The organism is Falsiroseomonas sp. (genome assembly GCF_051859025.1).
Classification (GTDB): Bacteria; Pseudomonadota; Alphaproteobacteria; order Acetobacterales; family Acetobacteraceae; genus Falsiroseomonas.
Genome location: NZ_JBHYGL010000034.1, coordinates 238,991 through 253,985, shown reverse-complemented (window position 1 = coordinate 253,985; position 14,995 = coordinate 238,991). Strand labels below are relative to the sequence as shown.

The window sequence follows — 14,995 nt, the reverse complement described above, 5'->3', positions numbered from 1 at the left end:
CAGCATCGCGGGGGACGGGGCCTTGGCGCAAGCATCGGCCGATGAACTCCTGCGCGATGGCGCCGCCCGTCATGCGCGCGGCGATATCGCGATGGCGGAGCGGCTCTACCGCCGCGTCCTCAAGCTGCGCCCGGACGATGCCAATGCGTTGAACCTGCTGGGCGTGGCGGCGCGGCAGCGGGGTGACCTGCCGGCGGCGCTCGCCTATTCCGCCCAGGCCCTGGCGCGGCAGCCGACCAGCCCGGTGTTCCTGGCCAATCGCGGGGGCACGCTGGCGGAAGCCGGGCAGTTGGCCGAAGCCGCCGCCGCCCTGCGCGCCGCCCTGGCGCTGCGCCCCGCCGACCCGGTCGCGCTGCGCAACCTCGGCCAGGTGCTCTGCGCCCTGGGGGATGCGGCCGCCGCTATCGCGCCCCTGAAGCGTGCCACGGACCTCGCCCCCGCCACGCCGGAGCCCTGGATCGCGCTGGCCCATGCGCTGCGGGAGGCAGGGCAGGAGGGCGCGGCGGAGGCAGCGCGGCGCGCCCTGGCGCTGCCCTGCCTCGACCCCGCCTTGGCCGGCCAGGCGCGCTTCCTGCTGGCGGCACTGGGGGCGGAGGCGGTGCCGGACCGCGCGCCGGCCGCCTATGTGCGGGACCTGTTCGACCTCTACGCGCCGCGCTTCGACCAGGATCTGGAAGGGCGCCTCGGCTATCGTACCCCCGGCCTGCTGGCCGCGCTGGTGGCGCGTGCGGGCTTCGCCACCGGACGGGTGCTTGACCTCGGCTGCGGCACGGGCCTGTCGGGCATCCCCCTGAAGCCCATGGCGGAGCGGCTGGAGGGGCTGGACTTGTCGCCCCGCATGCTGGCGGAGGCCGCGAAACGGGGCCTGTATGACGCGCTGCATGAGGCCGACCTGCTGGCCTTCCTGCCAACGCGCCGCGCGGGGTTCGACCTGGTGGCGGCGGCGGATGTGCTGAACTACCTCGGCGACCTCGGCCCCACGCTGGCCGCCATCGCCGCGGCGCTGCGCCCATCCGGCCTGGCCGCCTTCAGCATCGAGCGTGGCGAGGACTCGCCCTATGCCCTCGGCGCCGGTTTGCGCTACCGCCACGATCCCGGCCATGTGGAAGCCCTGGCCGCCGCGGCCGGCCTGGGGCTGGTCGCGCGGGAGGAGACGGTGCTGCGGGAGGAGAAGGGCGTGCCGGTGGCGGGCGTGCTCTTCGTGTTCCGGCGGGGGTAGGGCGCCGCTGGGAAGCGCGATCGCGCCTCCCCCCGGCGCGCGTCAGTCCATCGTCACCCGCGCCTCCCGCGTCAGCCTGCCGGTCAGCGCCTTCTGGTCCCTGACGAAGGCCGCGAAATCGTTGGGCGTGCTGGCCACCGGCACCATGCCGATCGTCGCCAGCCGTTCCAGTACCACCGGCTGGAACAGCGCTTCGCGCAGGACCGCCTGCAGGCGGTCGATCACCGGCGTGGGCGTCCCGGCGGGGGCGAAGACGCCACCCCACTCGTTCCAGTCATAGCCGGCCAGCCCGCCCTCCTGCAGCGTCGGCAACTCGGGGAAGGCGGGCAGCCGCGCGGCGGTGGAAACCGCCAGGCCGCGCAGCCGCCCCTCCCGCACCATCGCCGCCGTGCTGCCGGCCGTGCCGATGTGGAAATCGACCGTGCCGGCGAGCAGCGCCTGCACCGCGGGTCCACCGCCGCGGAACGGCACGTGCAGCACCTCGAACCCCGCCAGGTTCTGGAACAGCACGCCGGCATAGTGGGTGGAGGCGCCATTGCCGCCGGAGGCATAGGTCAATGGCCGCCCCGCCGCCGCCCGGGCGCGGCCCAGCGCCAGGAACTCCGCCAGGGTCTGGACGGGCAGCGCGGGATGCGCCGCCAGCAGCAGCGGCACCGAGGTCAATTGCGTCACCGGCGCGAAGCTGTCGTAGCTGAAGGAAAGGTTGTTCATCAGAAACGGCGCGGCGGCGTGCTGCGATGCGTCGAACAGCAGCGTGTGGCCATCCGCCGGTGATGCCGCGACCGCCCCGGCCGCCAGGCTGCCCACCGCGCCGCCGCGGTTCTCCACCACCAGCGGCTGGCCCAGAAGCTCGCCGACACGGGGCGCGATCAGCCGCGTCACGGCGTCGATCGCGCCACCGGGCGGGAAGGACAGGATGGCCCGCAAGGGGCGCGTCGGGAAAACCGCCTGGGCCTCCGACGAGAGCGGATAGGCCAGCAACGGGGCCGCGGCGATGACCGCGCGGCGTGGAATGAACATGCGTTTCGCTCCTGCCACTGAAGGGTGGACAGGCGTTTCCCAGGCCCTAGTTAGCGCGGTCCCGCGCGGGCGGGAACCGGAAAGGAACGGCGATGCGCGATCTCGTGGGTTATGGCGGCACCTGGCCGGATTTCCGCTGGCCCAACGGCGCGCGGCTTGCCGTCTCGGTCGCCGTGAATTTCGAGGAAGGGGCCGAACAGCAGGTCGGCGACGGCGACCCGCGATCCGAACCGATGGGCGAGTTCATGAGCGTCGTCGCCCCCGGCACGCGCGACATGGGGCAGGAACAGATCTTCGCCTATGGCATGCGCGCCGGCCTGTGGCGGATGCTGGATGGGCTCGACCGGCACGGCATCACCGCGACCTTCCTGATGTGCGGCCGCGCCGTCGAACGATCCCCCAGCCTGGCCGCCGCCATCGCGACGCGCGGGCATGAGGCCGCGGTGCATGGCTGGCTGTGGCGTCCGCATTCCGACTATGCCTCGGCGGAGGCGGAGGGGCGCGACCTCGACCGCTGCATGAGGGTGATCCGCGATGCCTGCGGCGCGACGCCGCGCGGCTTCTTCTGCCGGGGATCGGAAAGCGTCTGGACGCGCGCGCTGCTGGCGGAACGCGGCTTCCTCTACACCTCCAACGCCTTCGACGACGACCTGCCCTATCGCGACCCACAGCACCCGTCGCTGCTGGTGCTGCCCTATGCGCTGGACAGCAACGACAGCAAGTTCTTCCACCCCAACGGCTTCGTCCGCGCGCAGGAGATGGTGGAGTACGTCGAGGATGCGCTGGAGACGCTGCTGGCGGAGGCCGAGGCCGGCAAGCCGCGGCTGCTCAACATCGGCTACCACCTGCGGATCAGTGGCCGCCCCGGGCGCTTCCCCGCGATGGACCGCGTGCTGGCGCATCTCGCCTCGCTCGGCGACCGCATCTGGGTCGCCCGGCGGGATGCGATCGCGGAGGCGTTCATCGCCGCCACGCGCTGACGCGCGCTACCCCAACGCCCGCGCCAGCGCCGCAACGTCCCTGGCTGCCGCGCTGCCGGGATGGCGCGTCAGCAGTGGCGTCTGGTGGCGGATCGAGTCCGGCACCTTCGAATCCCGCCGGATGATGCCGGCCAGCGGCAGGGCCCGGCCCAGGAAGCGCCGCGCCGCGGCATCGAGCGTCGCATGGGTGGCCTGGCCGCTTGCGGCGCTGGCGGCCAGGTTCACCACCAGCCGTGCATCGCCCCCGGGTGCGTCCTGCGCGTGCAGCTTCAGCACGGCATAGGCATCGGTCAGGCTCGTCGGCTCCTCCGTCGCCACCAGCAGCAGCAGGTCGGCCCGGGCGGCCAGGCGGCGCTGTGGTGCCTCCACCCCCGCGCCGATATCCACCACCACCTCCTGCCACCCCGCCGCCAGGCGCCGGGGCAGGGCGGTCGCCGCCTCCAGCGCCGCGCCGCTCAGCCCCGCCAGGGCGCCGGTCCCCGACCGGCCGGGCAACAGATGGAAGCCCGCGGGCAGCGGGATCACCGCCTGTTCCGGCGCCGTACCCGCCAGCACGCGGCCGAGATCCGTCCCCGCCTTCAGACCGAGTTGCACATCCACATTCGCGAGCCCGAGATCGGCATCAATCAGCACCACCCGCCGCCCCGCCTGCGCCAGTGCCTGCGCCAGGGTGATCGACAGCCAGGTCTTGCCCACGCCCCCCTTGCCGGAGGCGATGGCGATCACCCGCCCCGGCACCTGTCCCGGCTGCGTTTCCAGCGCCGCACTCATGGCGCGATCTCCCTGTTGGCCGGCGCGCCGAGGCGCGCGGCAAGTCGTTCCGGCGTCAGGGGTTCCAGCCCCCCCACGGCATCCTGCCCGATGCCGGCCTCCGTCAGCGCCAGCCCCGCCGCCGCCGCCGCCAGCACGCCACCCAGCCGCCGCGCGGCATCGAGGCGCGTGGGCAGCAGGTGCCGGCAGCCCAGCAGCCGGAAGGCATGGGCGGTTTCCGCCGCTTCATCCGCATCCATCCCGGCGGGCAGCACCAGCACCGGCGTCCCCTGCGCGGCCGCCAGCAGCGCGGCCAGGCCACGGGCGGAAGCCGGGCTGAAGGGGTCGCAGCCCGGCATGTCCACCAGCGCGACCTGGCCCTCCGCCCGCCGCCCCAGCGCCTTGCCCAGCGCCGCCGGGCCACTCGCCACCGCCAGCGGCAGGCCGAGGACGCGGGCATAGGCGGCGATCTGTTCCGTGGCGCCGGCGCGCCTTCCATCCGCCGTCACCAGCAGGGGCGCCGTGCCCGCCATCACCAGCCTGGTCGCCAGCTTGGCCACGCTGAGCGTCTTGCCCGCGCCGGGGGGACCGACGAGGAACAGCGGCCCCTCCGTTCCCCGGGGCAGGGGCGCGAAGGACAGCACCTGCGCCAGCGCGCCCGCGAGCCGCCCCTCGGCCAGCCGTGCCGCCAGTTCCGCCGGGACATTGTGGCGCGCGAGTTCGGCGGGGATGGCGCGGGATGGCGCCGCGGCCTCCGGCGGGATCACCAGCGGCTCGTCATCCTGTTCCTGCGCCGCGGTGATCTCCACGCCGCCATTCACGCGACGGGTGGAGAGCAGGACGGCATCCTCCCCCATCTCCGCGCGCAGCTGCGCCATGGCATCCGACATCCGCGCGGCGCGGATCACGCGCATCCTCATGCCTGCACCGTGGCCTGGGTGCCCTGCCCCATGGCCTGCACCGTGCCGATGGTGCGGATGCGCGCGCGGGCATGGATTTCCGTGTGTGCCAGCACGCTGGTGGAGGGCCGGAAGCGTTCCACCACGGCGCGGACATGCGCGCGGATGGTGCCGGAACATACCAGCACGGCCGGTTCACCCGCATTGCTCGCCGAATCGAAGGCGGATCGCAGCGCGCCCATGAAGGCGGACAGCTTCGAGGGCGCCATGGCCAGCTGCTTCTCCTCCCCGGGGCCGATCAGCGCCTCCTGGAAGGCCTGTTCCCATTCATTCGCCAGCGCGATGATCGGGATGTAGCCCTGCGGTCCGCGCGCCGCGTCGCTGATCTGCCGCGCCAGTCGGGTGCGCACCATCGCCAGCATGGGGCCGAGGCTGCGCGCCCCGCCCGCCACCGCTTCCTGCATCCCCTCCAGGATCGTCGGTAGGTCGCGGATGGAGACGCGTTCCGCCAGCAGCGCCTGCAGCACGCGCTGCACGGTGCCGAGGCTGGCCTGGCCGGGGATGAGGTCGGAGACCAGGCGCTTGTGCTCCACGGCAAGATCGTCGATCAGCTTCTGCGTCTCCGCGAAGGACAGCATCTCCGCCATATTCTCGCGCGTCACCTCGGTCAGGTGCGTGGCCAGCACGCCGGCGGCATCGACCACGGTGCAGCCCATGGCGAGTGCTTCCTCCCGCCGCATCTCCTCGATCCAGGCAGCAGGAAGACCGAATGTGGGTTCCTGCACGCGTTCGCCGGGCAGCGCGGGGGGGTTGCCGGAAGGATCGATCGCCAGGTGCAGCGGCGGCTTCAGCGCGCCGCGCCCGGCCTCGATCTCCTTCACCCGGATCACATAGGTATCGGGGGGCAGTTGCAGATTGTCCTGGATGCGGACGCTGGGCAGCACGAAACCCAGTTCCTGCGCCGTGGTCTTGCGCAGCGTGCGGATCTGTTCCGACAGCCGCGGCGCGTCCCCGGCCGCCAGCGACAGCAGGCCGTAGCCCAGTTCTAGCCGCAGCAAATCCATCTTCAGCGCATCGCTGGCCGGCGGTTCCCCCGGCGGGGGCGGCGGCGCATTGGCCTTCGCATCGGCCGCGCGCTCCGCCATGTATTGCACCCGCGCGCCCCAGGCCGCCGCGCCAGCCAGCGCCAGGAAGGGCAGCAGCGGCATGCCCGGCATCAGCCCCATCAGCACCGCCGCGCCGCCCGCCATGGCCATCGGCTTGGCGCCGCCCAACTGCAGCGCCAGCGCCTGGTCGGCACGGCCTTCCACGCCACCCTTGGTGACGACGATGCCCGCCGCGATGGAGACCAGCAGCGACGGGATCTGCCCCACCAGTCCATCGCCGACCGTGAGGACGGAGAAGGTCGTCACCGCTTCCCCGAAGGGCAGCCCCTGGCGCAGCGTGCCGATGGCGATGCCGGCCAGCAGGTTGATGAGCGTGGTGATGAGGCCCGCGATGGCGTCACCGCGAACGAATTTCGCGGCACCATCCATGGCGCCGTAGAAGCCGCTCTCCTCCTCCAGCTCCTTCCGCCGCAGCCGGGCCTGTTCCTCCGTGATCACGCCGGCGGACAGATCCGCATCGATCGCCATCTGCTTGCCTGGCATGGCATCCAGGCTGAAGCGCGCGGCCACTTCCGCGATGCGGCCGGAACCCTTGGTGACGACGACGAAATTCACGATCAGCAGGATGGCGAAGACGATCAGGCCGACCAGCACGTCGCCGCCCATCAGGAAGCCGCCGAAGGCGGAGACGACATGTCCCGCGGCCTGCGGCCCTTCATGGCCGTGCGTCAGGATCGCGCGCGTGGTGGCGACGTTCAGCGACAGGCGCAGCAGCGTGGTCAGCAGCAGCACGGTCGGGAAGCTGGTGAAGTCCAGCGGCCGGTTCATGAACAGCGCGACCATGAGGACGAGGACCGAGGCCGTGATGGAGACGGCAAGCCCCGCATCCAGCAGCCAGGTCGGCAGCGGCACCACCAGCACCGCCACCAGCATGACGACGCCAAGGCCCAGCGCGATATCGCCCGAAGGCCGCGCACGCCCCAACCAGGAAGGCAGCGTGATGCCGGCCAAGGGTCAGACCGCGACCGGCAGCGGCGGCGTCATCTGCCCGGGTGCCGCCGGCACCGGTATCCCCGCCGCGCGGTAATCCTGCAGCTTGTTGCGCAGCGTGCGGATGGAGATGCCGAGGATCTCCGCCGCCCGCGTCCGGTTGCCGAGGCAATGGGACAGCGTCTCCAGGATCAGGTCGCGCTCCACTTCCTCCATCTTCCGCCCCACCAGCGCGGCCACGCGGTTGGTGGGCGGCGTCGGGGGTGGCGCGTTGGGCGAAGCCGGGACCGGCGTGGCCTCCATCACCGCGCGCTGCGTCAGCTCGATCGCCTCCGGCGCGATCTCATGCCCCTCCGCCAGCAGCACGGCGCGGTGGATGGTGTTCTCCAGCTCCCGCACATTGCCGTGCCAGGGGTGGGATAGCAGCGCCTGGCGCGCGACCAGCGAAAGGCCGCGTTCCGGCAGGCCATTGGCGCGGGCGTAGTGCAGGGCGAAATGCTCGGCCAAAGGCAGGATATCCGCGGGCCTTTCGCGCAGCGGCGGGATGCGCAGCGCGATGACGTTGAGGCGGAAGAAAAGGTCCTCCCGGAACCGTCCCCTCGCCACTTCCTGCGCCAGGTCGCGATGGGTCGCCGCCAGCAACCGCACATCAACCTTGATGGGCGCGCCACCACCCAGCCGGTCCACCTCCCTTTCCTGGATGACTCGTAAAATCTTGGCCTGCAGGCGCGGGTCCATCTCCCCGATCTCGTCCAGCAGCAGCGTGCCGCCTTCGGCCTGTTCGAACTTGCCCTTGCGCATCGCGACGGCGCCGCTGAAGGCGCCCTTCTCATGCCCGAACAGCTCGCTCTCCAGCAGCGTCTCCGGCAGGGCGGCGCAGTTCAGCGCCACGAAGGGCCCACGCGCGCGCTTCGAGATCGCGTGCAGGTGCCGCGCCAGAACCTCCTTGCCGGTGCCGGATTCGCCTGTCAGCAGCACGGAAGCCTCCGCCCGCGCCACCTGCGCGACGCGCGCCAGCAGCGTGGTCATCGCCGGGTCGCGCGCGATGGGCCCGTCCCGCGACGGCGCCGCGCCAGCGGCCTGGAGCATCGCGATGATGAGGTCCGCATCCGGCGGCAGCGGCAGGAAGTCCCGCGCGCCGGCCTCGATCGCGCGCACCGCCGCATCGCCATCCTCGGCGCGCCCGCAGGCCACCACCGGGCAGGCGATGCGTTCCGCCGCCATCGCCTGGACCAGCCAGGCCACGTCATGCCGCAGATCGACCAGCGCGAGGTCGGCACCCTCCGCCCGCAGCCGCTCCAGCCCTGCCGCGACACCCTCGGCATGGCCAAGCTTGGCGCCGCGCGCGATGGCGACGCGGGCGGCGGAACCGAGCTCCCCTTCCAGGGAGCCGACGATCAGCAGCCTGGCCATGGTCTCAGCCGCCCCGGTCGGACTTGACGATTTCTGTCATCGTCACGCCCAGCCGATTGTCATCGACCATCACGACTTCCCCGCGCGCGACCAGGCGGTTGTTGACGTAGATGTCCACGGCCTCACCGAGTTTGCGGTCCAGCTCCACCACCGCGCCGCGGCCGAGCTTCAGCAGCTGCGACACCTGCATGGTGGCGCGGCCGAGCACGGCGCTGACCTGCACGGGGATGTCGTACACCGCGTCCAGGTCGCGCGGGCCACCGACATTCGACGCGCCCTGCTGCGCCTCGGTCGCGGGCACGGCCTCGAAGCCATCATCGGCGCTCATGCGCTCTCTCCCTGCTCATCGTCCCACACCCCTGCCGCGCGCAGCGCATCCACCACCGCTGCTCGCCGCATCGCCAGTTCCACCAGCTGCGCGCCATCCCGCCATGCCAGGCGCGCATCGCCCGGCGCCACGGCCGCATCCGCCACCACCTCGGGCCCGCCGGGCGGCATCCGCGCGGCGATCGGATCGACCAGCGCGGGCGCCACATGCAGCACCGCTTCCGGCCGATCCGCGATGGCGGGCAGCAGCGGCACGACCAGCCGCGCGACGATGTCGGGGCCCGCGCGTTCGCAGGCGCCGGGCAGCACATGGTCGAGCATGCGCGCGAGCAGCGAGGCCAGCGCCGCCGCCGATTCCTCCGCGACGTTGCGCCCTGCCTCCGCCGCCGCCTCCATCGCGCGCGCCACCGCTTCCAGCGCCCGCTGCATCGCGGCTTCCTGCGCGGCCGCCTGCATCGCGCGGCCTTCCGCCAGCCCTTCCGCGTGGCCGATTGCGCGGCCCGCCTCCTCCGCCTCCGTGCGGATCGCCTCCACCAGCGCCGGATCGGGCGGCGGCGGTGGGGGCGGCGGCGCCGGCGGTGGCGGCGGCTTCGACAGGTCCGGCAGGCGAAGCGCCAGCATCAGGCCACCATCTCGTCATCGCGCCCGTCGGCGATCTGGATCTGGCCCTGCGCCGCCAGGTCCTTCGCCATGGCGACGATCGAGGCCTGCGCGTCATCCACGTCGCGAAGCTTGACGGGGCCAAGCGCCGCGAGATCGTCCTTCAGCAGCTTGGAGGCACGTTCGGAGAGGTTGCGGAAGAACATGTCCCGCAGCGTCTCCGACGCGCCCTTCAGCGCCAGCGTCAGCTTGTCCTTCGGCACGGAGCGCAGCAGTGCCTGGATGCCCTGCTGGTCGAGGCGCTGGAGGTCGTCGAAGGTGAACATCAGCGCGCGGATCTTCTCGGCACTCTCGCGCGACCGTTCCTCCAGCGCCGACAGGATGCGCCCTTCCGCGGCACGGTCGAGGTTGTTGAAGATCTCGGCCATGACTTCATGCGCATCCCGGCGCGAACCGCGCGCCAGGTTGGACATGAATTCCATGCGCAGCGTGCGCTCCACGCCTTCCAGTGCTTCCTTCTGCACCGTCTCCATCCGCAGCATGCGCATCACCACTTCCATGGCGAAGCCTTCGGGCAGCAACGCCAGCACGCGCGCGGCATGGTCCGGCCGCACCTTGGACAGCACGACGGAGACGGTCTGCGGGTACTCGTTCTTGAGGTAGTTCGCGAGAACCGCCTCGTTCACATTGCCCAGCTTGTCCCACATGGTGCGGCCCGCGGGACCGCGGATCTCCTCCATGATCTGCATGACGCGCTCCTTCGGCAGCGTCTTCAGCAGCAGGCGTTCGGTGCTTTCGTAGGAGCCGACGAGGTGCCCGGCCTGGCCGAGCTGGGTGCGGAATTCCCGCACCACCTCCTCCACCGCCTCCGCCCCCACATTGCCGAGGGCTGCCATGGCCAGGGACAGGTCGCGGATCTCATCCTCATGCAGCCGGCCGAAGATCTTGGCCGCCTGCTCCTCCCCCAGCGCCAGCATCAGGGTCGCGGCCTTCTGCGGCCCGGTCAGGAACCCACTCACGATGCATCCTCCGGCGCCAGCCAGCGGCGGATCACCTGCACGCTGGCATCAGTGTTCTGGTCGACAAGCTGCGCGAGCGCGGCGAGGGCGGAGGCGCGCATCTGCCCCTCGATCCGCGCCACATCCACCATGCCCTCCGCATCCGGCTCCCCGGGCTTGGCGGCCTGGCCAGGCAGCAGCGGCGTGCCATCCGGCGCCGTGGCGGCGGCCCCGGCGGGCAGCGCGATCGGCGCGCCGTCCGGACCGATCGCGGCGGCGGCGTCGCCGCCTGCCCCGGCGCCGGCCAGCGCGGGCTGGGGCATCAGCGCCACCGTCAGGCGGGTCGCCATCGGGCGGCCCACCAGCAGGATCGCGGCCAGGGCCACCAGCGCCAGGATGGCGGTTTCCGTCAGCCGCCCCAGCAGCGCCGGCGGGATGGTCTGGCCGAGGATGGTGAACCCTTCCTGCAGCGCATCCAGCGGCGGCGGTTCCGCGAAGCGGAGATTGACCACGTCCACGCGGTCGCCGCGCTGTTCGTTGAAGCCGACGGCGGAGCGCACGAGGGACGCGATGCGCTGCAATTCCTCCGCCGATCGTTCGCGGAACTGCGGCGGGCCGTTCGCCTGCGGCTCCCACACCCCGTCCACCAGCACTGCCACCGACAGGCGCCGTAGCGCCGGCTGTTCGCGCAGCGTGTTGCGCGTGGTGCGGCCTATCTCGAAATTCGTCGTTTCCTCGGACCGGGAGGATTGCGTCTGGCTGCCGCCGCCCTGCGATTCCGCACCCGGCAGCTGGTTGGCGACGGAGACGTTGCCGGCTTCGCCGCTCCGGCTGCTCTCGCTGTTGGATTGGGTGCTGCGCGGCACCTGGTTCTCGGGGTCGAAGCGTTCCTCGGTGGTCTGCACGCGGTCGAAATCCATCTCGACCGAGGCTTCCGCCCGCACGCGGCCTGGGCCCAGCGTGCGCTCCAGCAGGTCCTCCACCCCGCGCGCCAGGCGCTGTTCGGCGGCGCGGCGCAACTCCTCCCCGGTCTGGGCGGCGGCGGGGCCGGTCAGCGCCTGGCCGCCGCGGGCCATCAGCTCACCCCGGCTGTCCACGATGGAGACGTTCTGCGGCCGCAGCCCGGGGACCGCGGCGGCGACGAGGTGCAGCACCGCCTGCACGCCTTCGCGGTCCAGCCGCTGCGCGCCCTGCATGGCGATGACGACGCTGGCCTGCGCTTCGCCCCTTTCGCGGGAGAAAGGCTCCCGCCGCGGCAGCACCAGGTGGACGCGCGCGGTGCGCACGCCGGACAGGCCGCGGATGGTGCGGGACAATTCGCCTTCCAGGGCGCGGACGCGGTTGATGTCCTGCTGGAAGGGGGTGGTGGTCAGGCTCTCGCCACGGTCGAAGATCTCATAGCCGACCGACCCGCCCGCCGGCAGGCCATCGCGCGCCAGCATCAGGCGCACGCGCGGCACATCGGCTTCCGCGACCATCACCTGCGCACCGCCGGCGGCCAGGCGGTAGGGAATGCGCGCGCGGTCCAGCGCCTGCACCACCTGCCCGGCATCGCGCGGGTCGAGGTCCCCGTAGAGCAGCGCCATCGGCGGTTCCGCCGCCCGCAGCGCCAGCCAGGCCACCAGGCCCAGCACCGCCAGGCCGACACCCGCCATGGCCGCCAGGCGTAGCGTGCCCAGCGCACGGAGCTGTTCGATCAGCCCCCCCATGCGCCGCCCCGCGGTGCATCATCCCGGGCCGCGAAGCCCTGCCCGGCGCATCCTGCACCCGAACCCCAGCGAGACATCCTGCCATCCCCATGCCGACCATGTCGGCTGGGCAGGTTCTGCCGGGTAGCGGGTAACGACGCGGTTAATGCCGGGGCGGCGATCCGCCGAAAGATGAGAAAGCCGGTTCGCGGGCAGCCTCAGCCTTCGCGCGAGGAAGAATCAGTCGCCGCCTTCCAGGCGGTCGATATCGTCGTCGGAGAAGCCGAAATGATGCGCGATCTCATGGATCAGCACGTTGCGGACGAGGCGGAACAGATCCTCCCCGGTCTCCACCCATTCCAGCAGGATCGGTTCCCGGTACAGCGTGATGCTGTCGGGCTCCGACGGCGTGTCGAAGACGCTCTTCTGCGTCATCGGCGTGCCGCGGTAGAGGCCGGTCAGTGCCCAGGGACTCTCCAGGCCCACCTCCGCCGCGGTCTCCTCATCCGCCACGTCCTCCACCATGATGGCGGCACCGCGGACGAGGTCGCGCAGTTCCTTGGGGATGGCGGAAAACGCCTGTTCGGCCATCTCCACGATGTCTTCGATGGTCGGCGGGTGGCTGATTCGGGTCATGCCGCCTTGCAGCCCGCCGCGCCTTCCACGTCAAGCAGAACCAGGAGCCACCGATGCCCCAGCCCCTTCCCCTGGATGCCGAAGCCCGTGCTTCCCTGCCCGACCGGTTGCCGGCCTGGCGGATGGCGGAAGGCCGTGACGCCATCACCCGCCGCTTCCGCTTCCGCGACTTCAACGAGGCCTGGGGCTTCATGGCCCGCGTCGCCCTGCTGGCGGAGAAGCAGGACCACCACCCCGAATGGAGCAATGTGTGGAACCGCGTGGACATCCTGCTGACCACGCATGACGCCGGCGGGCTGTCCGACCGCGACATCGCCCTGGCCACCGCGATCGATGCGCTGGTCACGCCGCCGTCCGGTCACGAGGCCAGTGCGGGATCACCGTGATCATCCCATCCGCCTCCGGCACCGCACAGCGGATCTCCGCCACCCTCGTGATGCCCTGGCGTTCCCGCGCGGCCTGAACGCCTGCTGCGTGGCCTCCCCCCCTACCTGCAGCAGGGCCAGGCAGAGCGCGGCGGTGCGCAGCACGCTGTCCATCAACCGGCCGCCGACAGGGGCAGGCCCTTCATCACGGCCAGACAAGCACGGGAAGGTCGAAATCCTGGCCACCGGCGCGAATCCGAAGCCGCCTCGGGCCCGGCCAGCCCCGCGGCTCGGCCTCCATCACCACGGTGGCGCCGGCATCGGTGGCAGCGGGCAGCAGCCTCGCGCCATCGGGGCCGGCCTGGATGGCACGGGGCTGGGGCGTTACCTCCCCCAGCCGCCAGGATCGCAGGAAGCCACTGTCCAGCCGGATGGCGCCGTCGCCCGGCGGCAGCGTCACGCGCAGGGGGATCGGGGCGCCAAGCCGCTGGATGCGCGCCCATTCCACCGTGACGCCGCCCTGGTTGCGCTCCGCCGCCGCCAGCCTGCCGCCACGGCCAAAGGCGCCCGCCAGTAACAGGGCCAGGACAGCCGGCATCAGCAGCCAGGCAATCCGCTGCATGCGCCGGACAGGGCGCTGGAACGGCATGTCGCCATCCATACCCCGAAGATCGGGCCGCCAGCCGCCGGTATCCCGCATGGCGCTTCCCTCCGGCGATACGGGGCGGCAACGCCGTGGCTGTCGCACGGTTGCGCCAAGGGGCACGAGGGTGTTGCGCCGGGGCTGCGATGGGTGCTGGCCTTCCTCCTTGCTGCTGACCTAGGTTGTTGTTTCGCGCCGGCGGCGCCGGCCATGTGAGGGAGAGACGGGATGCTGAAGCGCAGGACGATGCTGGGCGGCGCGCTGGCCGCGCCGGCATTCTTGGCGGGGGCGGGCGGCGCGATCGCCCAGTCGGGCCCGATCCGCATTGCCACGGCGGGGCCGATGACGGGCCAATACGCGGCCTTCGGCGGCCAGATGCGCGCCGGTGCCGAACAGGCGGTCGCCGACATCAACGCCGCGGGCGGGGTGCTGGGCCGGCAGCTCGCACTTGAAGTGGGTGACGATGCCTGCGACCCGCGCCAGGCGGTCTCCGTCGCCAACCAACTGTCGTCGCGCCGCGTGGCGCTGGTGGCGGGGCATTTCTGCTCCGGCAGTTCGATCCCGGCCAGCAAGGTCTATGCGGAGGAAGGCGTGCTGCAGATCAGCCCGGCCTCCACCAATCCCCGCTTCACGGATGAGGGCGGCTGGAACACCTTCCGCGTCTGCGGGCGGGATGATCAGCAGGGCCAGGTGGCCGGGCGCTACATGGCGCAGAACATGCGCGGCCAGCGCATCGCCATCCTGCACGACAATTCCGCCTATGGCCGTGGCCTGGCGGAGGAGACGAAGAAGGCGCTGAACGGCGCCGGCGTCACGGAGGCCCTGTTCAGCGCCTATACGCCCGGGGAGCGTGACTATTCCGCCATCGTCTCCCGCCTCCAGCAGGCGAACGTCCAGGTGGTGTATGTCGGCGGCTACCACACCGAATCGGGCCTCATCCTGCGCCAGGCGAAGGAGCGGGGGCTGAACATCACGCTGATCGGCGGCGATGCGCTGGTGACGAACGAGTTCTGGCAGATCACCGGCGCGGCTGGCGAGGGCACGCTGATGACCTTCAGCAGCGACCCGCGCAAGCGCCCGACGGCGGCATCCGTCGTGCAGGCCTTCCGCGCCCGGAACATCGATCCGGAGGGCTATGTCCTCTACACCTATGCTGCCATCCAGATCTGGGCCGCGGCGGCCACGCGCAACAACGGCGTGGATCCGCGCCGCATCGCGGCCCTGCTGAAGTCGGGCGGCCCCTGGCAGACGGTGCTGGGCGATATCGGCTTCGACGCCAAGGGCGACGTGACCGTGCCTGACTACGTCTTCTACGTCTGGCGCAACGGCAGCTACGCGGAGATCTGACCTGAGGGGGGGCG

At 71.9% G+C, this 14,995-nt stretch carries 15 protein-coding genes; 4 read left to right on the top strand and 11 right to left on the bottom strand.

Annotation, left to right across the window (positions count from 1 at the left end; translation table 11 throughout):
- Positions 1 to 22: 22 nt before the first annotated feature.
- The gene (locus ACTIE5_RS22265) at positions 23 to 1,219 is read left to right on the top strand and encodes a tetratricopeptide repeat protein (protein ID WP_439551917.1); all 1,197 of its coding nucleotides are present in this window, start codon (positions 23 to 25) and stop codon (positions 1,217 to 1,219) included.
- Between the two features lie 42 nt (positions 1,220 to 1,261).
- Here the strand turns inward: ACTIE5_RS22265 and ACTIE5_RS22260 are convergent, their stop codons facing one another.
- Positions 1,262 to 2,239 carry a Bug family tripartite tricarboxylate transporter substrate binding protein gene (locus ACTIE5_RS22260; protein ID WP_439551916.1) on the bottom strand — a complete coding sequence of 326 codons (978 nt, stop codon included), beginning with the start codon at positions 2,237 to 2,239 and terminating at the stop codon, positions 1,262 to 1,264.
- A 92-nt stretch (positions 2,240 to 2,331) separates the two neighbouring features.
- On the opposite strand from ACTIE5_RS22260, the gene ACTIE5_RS22255 reads away from it, so the two are divergent.
- Entirely contained in the window at positions 2,332 to 3,219 is an 888-nt protein-coding gene (locus tag ACTIE5_RS22255) for a polysaccharide deacetylase family protein (protein WP_439551915.1), read from the top strand.
- A 6-nt stretch (positions 3,220 to 3,225) separates the two neighbouring features.
- Here the strand turns inward: ACTIE5_RS22255 and ACTIE5_RS22250 are convergent, their stop codons facing one another.
- The 9 genes from ACTIE5_RS22250 to ACTIE5_RS22210 form a co-directional block, all read right to left on the bottom strand.
- A complete protein-coding gene (locus ACTIE5_RS22250; RefSeq protein ID WP_439551914.1) occupies positions 3,226 to 3,990 on the bottom strand; it encodes a nucleotide-binding protein in 765 nt (254 codons plus the stop codon).
- Positions 3,987 to 4,889, bottom strand: coding sequence for a hypothetical protein (locus ACTIE5_RS22245; protein WP_439551913.1), 903 nt, complete (start codon positions 4,887 to 4,889; stop codon positions 3,987 to 3,989). Before ACTIE5_RS22245 ends, ACTIE5_RS22250 begins: the two co-directional genes overlap by 4 nt.
- Positions 4,886 to 6,985, bottom strand: coding sequence for a flagellar biosynthesis protein FlhA (flhA, locus tag ACTIE5_RS22240; RefSeq protein ID WP_439551912.1), 2,100 nt, complete (start codon positions 6,983 to 6,985; stop codon positions 4,886 to 4,888). The genes ACTIE5_RS22245 and flhA overlap by 4 nt, the downstream gene beginning before the upstream one ends.
- 3 nt (positions 6,986 to 6,988) lie before the next feature.
- Positions 6,989 to 8,377, bottom strand: a complete 1,389-nt coding sequence (locus ACTIE5_RS22235) for a sigma 54-interacting transcriptional regulator (protein WP_439551911.1) — start codon at positions 8,375 to 8,377, stop codon at positions 6,989 to 6,991.
- A 4-nt stretch (positions 8,378 to 8,381) separates the two neighbouring features.
- Positions 8,382 to 8,705, bottom strand: coding sequence for a flagellar motor switch protein FliN (gene fliN / locus ACTIE5_RS22230; RefSeq protein WP_439551910.1), 324 nt, complete (start codon positions 8,703 to 8,705; stop codon positions 8,382 to 8,384).
- On the bottom strand, positions 8,702 to 9,325 hold the full coding sequence (locus ACTIE5_RS22225; protein ID WP_439551909.1) for a hypothetical protein: 624 nt from the start codon (positions 9,323 to 9,325) through the stop codon (positions 8,702 to 8,704). Before ACTIE5_RS22225 ends, fliN begins: the two co-directional genes overlap by 4 nt.
- Positions 9,325 to 10,323: a flagellar motor switch protein FliG gene (gene fliG, locus ACTIE5_RS22220; protein WP_439551908.1), complete on the bottom strand. Its 999-nt coding sequence runs from the start codon at positions 10,321 to 10,323 to the stop codon at positions 9,325 to 9,327. Before fliG ends, ACTIE5_RS22225 begins: the two co-directional genes overlap by 1 nt.
- Positions 10,320 to 12,011: a flagellar basal-body MS-ring/collar protein FliF gene (gene fliF / locus ACTIE5_RS22215; RefSeq protein WP_439551907.1), complete on the bottom strand. Its 1,692-nt coding sequence runs from the start codon at positions 12,009 to 12,011 to the stop codon at positions 10,320 to 10,322. The genes fliG and fliF overlap by 4 nt, the downstream gene beginning before the upstream one ends.
- 219 nt (positions 12,012 to 12,230) lie before the next feature.
- Positions 12,231 to 12,626 carry a metallopeptidase family protein gene (locus ACTIE5_RS22210; RefSeq protein ID WP_439551906.1) on the bottom strand — a complete coding sequence of 132 codons (396 nt, stop codon included), beginning with the start codon at positions 12,624 to 12,626 and terminating at the stop codon, positions 12,231 to 12,233.
- A 53-nt stretch (positions 12,627 to 12,679) separates the two neighbouring features.
- Between ACTIE5_RS22210 and ACTIE5_RS22205 the strand changes: the two genes are divergently transcribed.
- Complete coding sequence (locus tag ACTIE5_RS22205) at positions 12,680 to 13,012, top strand: 4a-hydroxytetrahydrobiopterin dehydratase (RefSeq protein WP_439551905.1); 333 nt, start codon at positions 12,680 to 12,682, stop codon at positions 13,010 to 13,012.
- Positions 13,013 to 13,196: 184 nt separating this feature from the next.
- Here ACTIE5_RS22205 and ACTIE5_RS22200 read toward each other — a convergent pair whose 3' ends face one another.
- Positions 13,197 to 13,691 (bottom strand): hypothetical protein, encoded by a 495-nt coding sequence (locus tag ACTIE5_RS22200; RefSeq protein ID WP_439551904.1) that lies wholly within the window; start codon positions 13,689 to 13,691, stop codon positions 13,197 to 13,199.
- A gap of 171 nt (positions 13,692 to 13,862) precedes the next feature.
- Here ACTIE5_RS22200 and ACTIE5_RS22195 point away from each other — a divergent pair, with 171 nt between their 5' ends.
- Positions 13,863 to 14,981 (top strand): branched-chain amino acid ABC transporter substrate-binding protein, encoded by a 1,119-nt coding sequence (locus ACTIE5_RS22195; RefSeq protein ID WP_439551903.1) that lies wholly within the window; start codon positions 13,863 to 13,865, stop codon positions 14,979 to 14,981.
- Positions 14,982 to 14,995 lie beyond the last annotated feature (14 nt).

What these genes read in the sequence shown, in the direction of transcription:
- ACTIE5_RS22255 (WP_439551915.1), top strand. Translation starts at nt 2,332, where the DNA reads ATGCGCGATCTCGTGGGTTATGGCGGCACCTGGCCGGATTTCCGCTGG.
- ACTIE5_RS22195 (WP_439551903.1), top strand. Translation starts at nt 13,863, where the DNA reads ATGCTGAAGCGCAGGACGATGCTGGGCGGCGCGCTGGCCGCGCCGGCA.
- ACTIE5_RS22205 (WP_439551905.1), top strand. Translation starts at nt 12,680, where the DNA reads ATGCCCCAGCCCCTTCCCCTGGATGCCGAAGCCCGTGCTTCCCTGCCC.
- ACTIE5_RS22250 (WP_439551914.1), bottom strand. Translation starts at nt 3,990, where the DNA reads ATGAGTGCGGCGCTGGAAACGCAGCCGGGACAGGTGCCGGGGCGGGTG.
- ACTIE5_RS22200 (WP_439551904.1), bottom strand. Translation starts at nt 13,691, where the DNA reads ATGCGGGATACCGGCGGCTGGCGGCCCGATCTTCGGGGTATGGATGGC.
- fliF (WP_439551907.1), bottom strand. Translation starts at nt 12,011, where the DNA reads ATGGGGGGGCTGATCGAACAGCTCCGTGCGCTGGGCACGCTACGCCTG.
- ACTIE5_RS22210 (WP_439551906.1), bottom strand. Translation starts at nt 12,626, where the DNA reads ATGACCCGAATCAGCCACCCGCCGACCATCGAAGACATCGTGGAGATG.
- fliN (WP_439551910.1), bottom strand. Translation starts at nt 8,705, where the DNA reads ATGAGCGCCGATGATGGCTTCGAGGCCGTGCCCGCGACCGAGGCGCAG.
- ACTIE5_RS22225 (WP_439551909.1), bottom strand. Translation starts at nt 9,325, where the DNA reads ATGCTGGCGCTTCGCCTGCCGGACCTGTCGAAGCCGCCGCCACCGCCG.
- ACTIE5_RS22260 (WP_439551916.1), bottom strand. Translation starts at nt 2,239, where the DNA reads ATGTTCATTCCACGCCGCGCGGTCATCGCCGCGGCCCCGTTGCTGGCC.
- ACTIE5_RS22245 (WP_439551913.1), bottom strand. Translation starts at nt 4,889, where the DNA reads ATGAGGATGCGCGTGATCCGCGCCGCGCGGATGTCGGATGCCATGGCG.
- ACTIE5_RS22235 (WP_439551911.1), bottom strand. Translation starts at nt 8,377, where the DNA reads ATGGCCAGGCTGCTGATCGTCGGCTCCCTGGAAGGGGAGCTCGGTTCC.